The sequence below is a fragment of the Gramella sp. KN1008 genome (assembly GCF_004332155.1).
Lineage (GTDB): Bacteria > Bacteroidota > Bacteroidia > Flavobacteriales > Flavobacteriaceae > Christiangramia.
Window position 1 is genome coordinate 1 of sequence record NZ_SJDV01000019.1, and the last position, 7365, is coordinate 7365.

Annotated in this window: 8 protein-coding genes; all 8 read right to left on the reverse strand. The window is 30.9% G+C overall.

Translation table 11 applies throughout. The features are described from left to right. Positions 1-252 precede the first annotated feature (252 nt). Complete coding sequence (locus tag EZJ28_RS15905) at positions 253-951, reverse strand: cyclase family protein (RefSeq protein WP_131399706.1); 699 nt, start codon at positions 949-951, stop codon at positions 253-255. A gap of 130 nt (positions 952-1081) precedes the next feature. Beyond that, a complete protein-coding gene (locus EZJ28_RS15910) occupies positions 1082-2182 on the reverse strand; it encodes a DUF5700 domain-containing putative Zn-dependent protease (protein ID WP_131399708.1) in 1101 nt (366 codons plus the stop codon). 347 nt (positions 2183-2529) lie between these two features. Then, complete coding sequence (locus EZJ28_RS16240; RefSeq protein WP_131399718.1) at positions 2530-2829, reverse strand: nucleotidyltransferase domain-containing protein; 300 nt, start codon at positions 2827-2829, stop codon at positions 2530-2532. A gap of 409 nt (positions 2830-3238) precedes the next feature. Further along, complete coding sequence (locus EZJ28_RS15920) at positions 3239-4003, reverse strand: pentapeptide repeat-containing protein (RefSeq protein ID WP_131399710.1); 765 nt, start codon at positions 4001-4003, stop codon at positions 3239-3241. A gap of 170 nt (positions 4004-4173) precedes the next feature. After that, the gene (locus EZJ28_RS15925) at positions 4174-4677 is read right to left on the reverse strand and encodes a hypothetical protein (RefSeq protein ID WP_131399712.1); all 504 of its coding nucleotides are present in this window, start codon (positions 4675-4677) and stop codon (positions 4174-4176) included. A gap of 761 nt (positions 4678-5438) precedes the next feature. Then, entirely contained in the window at positions 5439-6326 is an 888-nt protein-coding gene (locus EZJ28_RS15930) for a hypothetical protein (RefSeq protein WP_131399714.1), read from the reverse strand. Between the two features lie 187 nt (positions 6327-6513). Next, complete coding sequence (locus EZJ28_RS15935) at positions 6514-6879, reverse strand: hypothetical protein (protein WP_131399716.1); 366 nt, start codon at positions 6877-6879, stop codon at positions 6514-6516. 218 nt (positions 6880-7097) lie between these two features. Then, a partial coding sequence (locus EZJ28_RS16095) for a hypothetical protein (protein ID WP_165499106.1) occupies positions 7098-7365 on the reverse strand: 268 nt, incomplete at its 5' end.

Genomic DNA, 7365 nt, shown 5'->3' on the forward strand with positions numbered 1-7365 from the left:
GGATTGTTGAAAATCTGAACGGCGCAAAGCATTGCTTCCCTTGATTTAGTCAGAAGTTCTTCTTTGACTGATCGAATTCTTCTATTTCTTTTTGCCATATCAGTTTAATGCGCCCTAACGGTCTCGGTTATCGCCAGTTGGCGGATTAAGGGACGCGGCTTTGTCGGCTTAGTATTGGTTCGTTGGTCAAGTTAATTATTTTCTTACTAACGCTGCCGCTTATTGGCGATTAACCGTTGTTGCCCACAGTTTTTATTTGTTTTCGAAAACGGCAACAGCTCTAACAGGAGAACCAGTTCCTCCAAGTATTTTAAGCGGTAATCCTATAAATCTAAATCTTCCTCTGCCTATTAAACTGTGAAGATTTATTAAATTTTCATAATGAGTAAAGTTCATTTCTCCACATATATGATGCACTTCTTTATTAGATATCCCTGAAACACCTGGGGACATTGTTTCTACGCCAAATGCAGCTATTTTCATTTCCCCTAACCATCTTGCGCAAGAAGTTGATATTCCTGGTCCACTTCCCCAATTTGCTGTATTAAAATGTTTACGATAATGATCTGTATAAAGTAAAACAGTATCACCTCTCTTAATTTCTAAATTTGCTTCAGAACAAGCTTTTTTAATTTCCTCAGGTTCAATGAGTTCTTTTAAATTTTTATTTGAAAAATCAAGACATATACCTTCTGTATAAAACATGGATAAAGGCATGGTATCAATTGATTTTCCTTTATGTTGAATTTCCATATGATTAATTGCATCAACATGGGTTCCAGTATGTTCTCCTAATTCCAATTTATGAACTGCAGGAGTTATAGTTGTCGGATTTATAACTCCATTCCATTTTTCATGCGAATTATGAATTGTCATTTTGACTTGAGGAAGGTCTTTATAAACAGGCATTCCTTCATATATTTCTTGACTTAAATCGATAATTTCGTTCATTGGCGAATTTTTATATAGCTTAAATTAACTAAACTTTGAAACTCTCCTTGCATAGTTTTTATATAAAGAGGATAAGAGAAGCCGAAAATGACTATTTCGGCTTTCTTAAAAAATTCAAAAGATTCTTATCCTAGTTTATGGGTGTAGATGGACTATTATAAGCTTTCCTTTCCAAATTCTTTAGGTACTCTATTGTTTCTTGGCTGTAAGTGAAAGGTTTTCCAGGATCATTTTTTGCAGCTTTATTATATAGATGAAAAATGTTAAATGGATTCTCACAACCTTCGATTAACTGTTTCTCATAGCCATTCCTTTTAATTACCTCAGCCATGTAAAAACCAGGGATATGTCCACTAAAATATTTTATAATCTTGTTGAAATCTTTTACAGTTACAAACTTTTCATTTTTTCTGCTATTTAATGATAGTGCGTTATCTATTTCTACCATTACAGGATCAATATTTTGAAGCAAAATTTGATTAAAAAGAGACCCCAGGAAGAGATCATTCTCATGTTCTACTACTAAAACCTTATCAATAAGATCTGCGCTTCCTTCATTATTAATTTTACTGATTACCCAAACACTAGCAGAATCTTTTTCGGAAAGTGAATTTTTAATTTCTTTATTGTTTCTAAGTACATGATGTAATTCATGAGCAGCTACAGTACCTATTTGAAATTTGTCGAAGTCGTGAACAATCGAAAGTCCATAATACATGTCCGTCCCCTGAACAGCGGCATCATAAGTAATAGGTTGAATATAAATATTAAGATCTCCAATATTTGTATTTTTATTGCCTACCGGCAAATATTTTTTTGTTAATGCGATTGCAGAATCCAAATATGTAGGAGAAGTAATTTCATGAGTAAATAGTTTCAGTTTCTCCTCGTTTTCTTTTAGATATTTCATGTTTTGAAAAATATCATCATTTTTTAATTTTTCGTCGCCTAGCATTTCTGCCAGTGAATCTGACAGGGACGGCTTGAAAAATAACTCTAAATATTTTCTGTGAGCCTTAAGGTTCTCCTCGCTTCGATTGTTAGTTATGTATTTATTAACTCCTGGAAGGTTTCTATATGATTCCCATACAGAATCGGGGATTTCTCGATCTTCTTGCAAAATACTTGTTATTTCCCAAAATTTAACTACTGCTTCAGTATTGAATTTTTGGGAAAACGAATAGTGAGATAAAAAAAGTAATAGAACTGATAATAATAATTGATGTTTCATTTTTAGAAATAAAAGTTAACAATGGTTTGTATTTAATAAGACGCAGATATACTTGAAAAGGTTGCCTGAATAGAAAATTTAATTTATCGATTTGGTTTGAATTTTATTAATTACTTGATTGACTTCAGGCTAGAAAAAAAATAATCAGATTGAAAAGTTCAATCTAATCTTTTTATTAATAATGGTCTGATACAAGATTTGTCTAAACACAGATGTTACTCTAAAATTGTGGGCAACGTCTCCGGTTAACGCAAGTAGCGGACTTGGGAAACGTGATATTTCGGTTAAGTTATCTTTTTAAAGGTACTTAAAAATGCCATTTTGAATGGTCAGCCGCTATTTGCTCGTTAACCGATGTTGTGTGTAGTTTTAATTAACTTAGATTTTGTTCGTTGAATAAAATCCAATTCAGTTTCTTCCTTGTAAGTAAAACTAGTGATATGAATTAATTGTTTCGAGAACTTCCTATTAATTTGTTTAATAACTATTTGTAACTCTTTGTAGTCCTCGTAAACTATTAATAAATCTATATCAATAAATTTTTTTGAGTTAGCAAATGATCCAAAAACGTAAAACTTCAGATTATTGAACCCTAAAGGTTCAATTAATTCACACAATTCTTTTTTAAAATATTCTAGTTCCAGAATGAATTAAGTTTTCCCAGGAAGTTACCCCAACTACAAATATAAATACCTAAGTCTTTTGCAACAGCTTCCGCATCCTCAGTGATTCGAGCATTTGGATTAGTAGAGAGTATTACTTTAAAATCAACAAATTTCGCTTTTGTACTCCTTACGGATTCGACTCCTAAATCATAATCATTGTTCATTACTGCAATATCAGCAGTGGCAGAAATATGTTCAGATAATATGTCAATTTATTTTTCTTTGAACGATTTACTTTCTGAAAATTGCATACAACGTACCCGGTTAACGCAAGTAGCGGACTTGGGAAACGATTATTTGTCGGTTAAGTTATGTTTTTAAAGGTAGTCAAAAATGTCATTTTTCAATGGTCAGCCGCTATTTGCTCGTTAACCGATGTTGTGTGTAGGTTTTATTTTCTAACTATTTTGAAGCTTAGAATTTTTTGTTCTGATTCTTGTAACTCTATTAACTCATATTTTTGTTCTAAAACCTCAATTCCAGTATTCTTGTTCCATTTCATTTCTTGAAACCAATCTTGGGAATGAACAATCACATCTTCTAACGTAACGTTCTGAAAATTACATTCTTTAAAATTTGTTTCGAACAAAAATGCGGAATCAAATTTACAGTCCGTAAGATTTACATTTCTGAATGTCGATTGATATAACTGAGTGTGATAAAAAGTTGAGTTTACACAATTATTCGAAATCCATAAAGTATCATTCAGATTAGCAGCGGAAAAATCCCATTCTTGCATTTCTTTGTGTTGTGTAATCCCGTTAGCCTGTTGTAAAAAACAATGTGATAAATCTAATTTTTTCTCATCAAGGTTAATCAATCTTTTGACTAATCCACTAATTCTAAATTTTGCCTCATCACTTTTCCAGAATCTAAAATCATTTATTTCTTCCCGATATCTCTCAATTTTTTCATTTTTATCCTTTTCAGCTTTTTCCTTAAGTGTTTTCCTTTCTCTATTAGTTTCATAAAAGGTCAATACAACACCAAAAACAAATAAGTCATAGATTAAACCGTGTAGTTCGACAAGGATATCGTGGAAATTGAATAAATCATCAATTATATCCAATATGATAATAATCAAAATTCCTAATACAGCGAGCAGAATAAATAAATTGACTTTGGAATTAGTAAGACGTGAAAAATAATCTTTCATTTAAATTATGCTCTTGATTAAAACTTACACACAACGGTCTTGGTTAACGCAAGTAGCGTGGAGTAGGGACACGTTCTTGTCGGCTTAGTTGTTTGTTACTTGGTGTCCAAAATATCACTTTTAACTCGAATGCTCGCTATTTGCTGGTAACCGATGTTGGCAACTGGCTTTTATTCAACTATGATTTTACTCAAAAAATTCATCATATTTATTTTAGCTGAATTGTTATTTCCTTTTTCATCCAAAAAGAATTCAAAATAATTTTCTTCTTTACCAATTCGATATTCTGCTAAATATAAATCACATATACAGATTTGATTTTCTTGTGTTGATTTTACATTTTTTTGTAGATTTTTTTTATTTACAAAAGTTGAAATTTGTTCTGCTGTTAAATTTAAAGTTTGCCTTTTTCTTAAATCTTTAAATCTTGGTTCTCCAATATATTCATCTAGCAAATATGTATATCGGATAGAAGTCCAATTCTTTCCAATTCGTTTTATTTCAATGAGTTCCTCAAAGGCGGCACCACCTTCAGGAAATCTCCATATTCTTAAGATTTCATCAGGTTCAAAAAAGTCAGAAATCCCCATTCCTTTTAAATCCACCGGAATTTCCCGTGGAGATTTTTCTTGAATTGGAATTATTAAAAATAATAATATAGTTAAGTATTTCATTTTTCAGCTTGTTGCCAACGGTCTCGGTTATCGCCAGTTGGCGGAGTAAGGGACGCGGATTTGTCGGCTTAGTATTGGTTTGTTGGTCAAGTTAATTATTTTCTTTCTAACGGTGCCGCTTATTGGCGATGAACCGTTGTTGTTGCAAGTTTTCTAGTTCAATACAATCTTATACGCCAGGTATATAAATAATCCAATCATTCCTAGTAGAATTAAAAAATATCCACCTTCATTTGTAATGTCCTGGCTTGTATATTTTTTTGCAATTGGTTTAGAAAAATTTCTATTCTTAATTCTAATTATCAAAGCACCAATTGGAAATAATATTAATCTCATAATCCATTTTTAGGATTTCTATTTTTTTCTTTATAAGAATTCTAATTTCTCTAAAATCTTATAAATAACAACAATTATTACCATTAAAATTATAATTCGAAATATGTAATATGCACCTAGTTTTCTGATTTCTTGTTCAGAGTTTTCTATTTCTTGAGAACCAAATAATCTTTTAATTAATACTATTATTGATCCGACTGTGAAGTATAATAAACTCAAAACTATTTTTCTTTTTCTTTAATTGATCAGATATTCTTCTATTCCGAATCATTCTGAAAATTTGCTACAACGGTTTCGGTTATCGCCAGTTGGCGGAGTGAGGGACGCAGATTTGTCGGCTTAGTGTTGGTTTGTTGGTCAAGTTAATTATTTTCTTTCTAACGGTGCCGGCTATTGGCGATTAACCGTTGTTGTGTGCTGTTTTTCTACTCTCTATAATATGGACAGTAGGATTCAATTTTTCTGTATTCTTCTAAATTACTTTCCTCTATCTTTTTTAGTGTCGTTTTAATATGTCTAATCAGAAATAAAAAATAAGTAAATATGCTTGATACGGTAACCATAAAGATCAATAGAAGTATATTTTCAAGAGTGGCAATATTTTCCACAATGTAGAATAAGTTAAATGTAATCTCAGGTGAATTTCCAATTTTTAATGGTAAGAAATGCAAAGGGTAAATTACAAGTATTGGAAAAGCAAGAATTAAAGTCCAAACAATCAGCCTAATTGTTTTCAGACTACTTTCAAAATTCCCGATATTATTTAAATTAAGTTCAAATTTTCGAATTGATTCTGCAGCATCAATTATATATTTATTGATTAAATCTTTTTCAGCACTTACTTTATCCCAAGTACCTTTAGGAGCTATTTTTGGGAGAGTAATCTCGGGTCTTACAATTCGAATTTCACCAGGTTGAAAATCTGGCTCTTTTTCAGGTTTGTTCTCATTATAAATTTCTTGGAAAGTATTCAATACAACTTCATCACTTTTATACAATCTATGATCTTGTTTGTATAGCTTTTCTAATATTTGATCATTTGTAAGGTTTTCATATTCTCGTTTTTTTATTTGTTTTATTAGATCATCGTCGTGCTTCAATAATATTCTATTTATCCATTTGAATCTTCTTACAGATAGAGTTTCTTTAATTCTTTTATAGTTCAAAACTAGTAAGTCAAATTCTGATTCTAAATTCTTACATTTTTCATCAATCCCAATCAATCTAGAAATAATAAATGCTCCAATTATACCTAGTAAAGCGGCTGCACTTTGGCTGAAAGAACTAAAAAACCAGTTCCAATCTATATTCATATTTTAATATTTTAAATTTCCTGAAAAATTGCACACAACGGGTTCGCATAACACAAGTTGGCGGAGTAGGGGACGCGGAGTTGTCGGCTTACCGTTTTAATTGTTGGTCAAGATAATTATTTTCTTACTAACGGTGCCGCCTATTTGAGTTATGCGGTGTTGCCTACAGTTTTTTAGAATAATTTTTCTACTTACTTGTTTGTGTCAAACAATAATGATCTAAATGAAATATTGAATCAATTTTCCCTCTTACGATTTTCACGTTTAAATCGTTTTCCTTTTTAGTTATTGAATCTCCTTTTCTCAGATATTCAAATAATCCTTCTTCTTGATCTAATAATATCACCTCTGTTTCTGAATCTTTTCTCAGAATCACTTTTTTATAATTGTGTTGATCGTCATCGATGAATTTTTCGACAACCTTACCACTATATTTTTGTGATTTTATATTAGAGATAATTTGTTCACAATCATTTTTTTTGTCCGTTGAATCCCAGAAAACCATTAATAAAATAACTCCAATTATTCCTAATATCAGTTTGTATTTATTCAAAAACTAATTTTTTAAGTTTAATTCAATTATAATCATTTTTTTCTTTCCTGAATCTTTGTGAAAATTGTTGGCAACGGTCTCGGTTATCGCCAGTTGGCGGATTAAGGGACGCGGATTTGTCGGCTTAGTGTTGGTTTGTTGGTCAAGTTAATTATTTTCTTTCTAACGGTGCCGCTTATTGGCGATGAACCGTTGTTGCCAACAGTTTTCTTGTTTAATTAAAGTTCTTTCTTTTTACTATTATTTATTTTTTTCAGACAGAAGTAATCTAAATTAAAAATTGTGTCATATATATTTCTTTTAATATGAACTTCTAAACTATTTCCCTTTTTGAAAATAGAATCTCCAGTTTTCAGATAATCAAATAAACCGCTTTCTTCATTATCTAAAAGGATAACATCTGTTTCAGATCTTTTTTTTAAAATGACTTTTTTATACATATGACTCATTGAATCATTCATTTCAGGCATAAAATCTGAAAGATAT

Bases quoted from the DNA above. Each gene is read 5' to 3' on its own strand.
- EZJ28_RS15905 (WP_131399706.1), bottom strand. From the start codon at position 951: ATGAACGAAATTATCGATTTAAGTCAAGAAATATATGAAGGAATGCCT.
- EZJ28_RS15910 (WP_131399708.1), bottom strand. From the start codon at position 2,182: ATGAAACATCAATTATTATTATCAGTTCTATTACTTTTTTTATCTCAC.
- EZJ28_RS15920 (WP_131399710.1), bottom strand. From the start codon at position 4,003: ATGAAAGATTATTTTTCACGTCTTACTAATTCCAAAGTCAATTTATTT.
- EZJ28_RS15925 (WP_131399712.1), bottom strand. From the start codon at position 4,677: ATGAAATACTTAACTATATTATTATTTTTAATAATTCCAATTCAAGAA.
- EZJ28_RS15930 (WP_131399714.1), bottom strand. From the start codon at position 6,326: ATGAATATAGATTGGAACTGGTTTTTTAGTTCTTTCAGCCAAAGTGCA.